This window comes from Roseomonas sp. GC11 (assembly GCF_024437745.1).
Lineage (GTDB): Bacteria > Pseudomonadota > Alphaproteobacteria > Acetobacterales > Acetobacteraceae > Pseudoroseomonas.
The window spans coordinates 1-993 of sequence record NZ_JANFNY010000195.1 but is presented as its reverse complement, the minus strand read 5'-3'; the positions used below and the strand labels follow the sequence as shown (position 1 = coordinate 993).

The window sequence follows — 993 nt, the reverse complement described above, 5'->3', positions numbered from 1 at the left end:
AGGCGATAGCTCTGCTCCGCCAGGGCGATGTCCACCACCGCCTGCGGCACCGGCGAGAGGGAGAGGGTCAGGCTGACGGCGCGGATTTCGGTGGTCTCCTCGATCTCGCCGATGGCGCCGAGCGCGCCGGTGCCCTCCCAGATCTCGCCGGCCCATGCGATCTGGCCCAGCCCCGTCCACAGCCGCATCGGGCCGGAGGCGAAGTCGAGCAGGACCAGGGTGACCGGGCAGACCACCGGGGCGGTGGCCGCGGCGGCGGCCTGCCGCGACAGGCGCGGCGTGGGCACCACGCCATCCGGAGGCAGGGTTTCCGACATGCCGATGCTCCTGCTGGGCGCTACAGCGCTTCTTCGAGGGAGAGGGTGTAGCTGCTGAAGCGGCCCGGGCTGTGGGGTTGATGCGGAGTGGCGGGTGATCCAGGCGTTGCTGCCGCCGCATGGGCTGGGGCGGGCGCGGGTGGATGACCGGCGCGTGCTGGATGCCCTCTTCTATATCCTGCGCACCAGCGCACCGTGGCGGGACCTGCCCAGGCGCTACGGCCCTTACACCACGGCCGACGACCACTTCAACCGCTGGCCCCGACATGGCGTCTGGGGTACGGTGTTCAACGCGTTAACCTGTGAAATACCCGGCAGCCTACAGGCCGTCGACTCCACCATCATACAGGCACACCGCGCGGCGGCAGGCGCAAAGGGGGAGCAGCTACAGGCTATTGGCCGGTCCCGTGGCGGGCACCTGACCAAGATCCACGCGCTCGCCGACAGCCAAGGGCGGATCCGGCGCGCCTTGATCACCGCAGGGCCGCTACACGACGGGCAGAACGCGCATTCGCTGATCGCCCGCTAGAGCGATTTTCGATCGGGCTGAATCGATGGGGATTCACATGGGCGCGGTTTTCTGATTCACGATCCGTGCTGGCGAAGGAGGCCGGCAGGGATGGGTCGAGCCTTATCGCGTGATCTTCGCGACCGTGTCGTCGCTGCGGTTGAAGGC

The 993-nt window shown here is 68.6% G+C and carries 2 pseudogenes; one reads left to right on the top strand and one right to left on the bottom strand.

What is annotated here, in order from left to right:
* Nucleotides 1-317: pseudogene (locus NON00_RS24570) on the bottom strand (hypothetical protein); the annotation flags it as partial.
* A 91-nt stretch (nt 318-408) separates the two neighbouring features.
* On the opposite strand from NON00_RS24570, the pseudogene NON00_RS24565 reads away from it, so the two are divergent.
* Nucleotides 409-846: pseudogene (locus NON00_RS24565) on the top strand (IS5 family transposase); the annotation flags it as partial.
* Between the last annotated feature and the right edge of the window lie 147 nt (nt 847-993).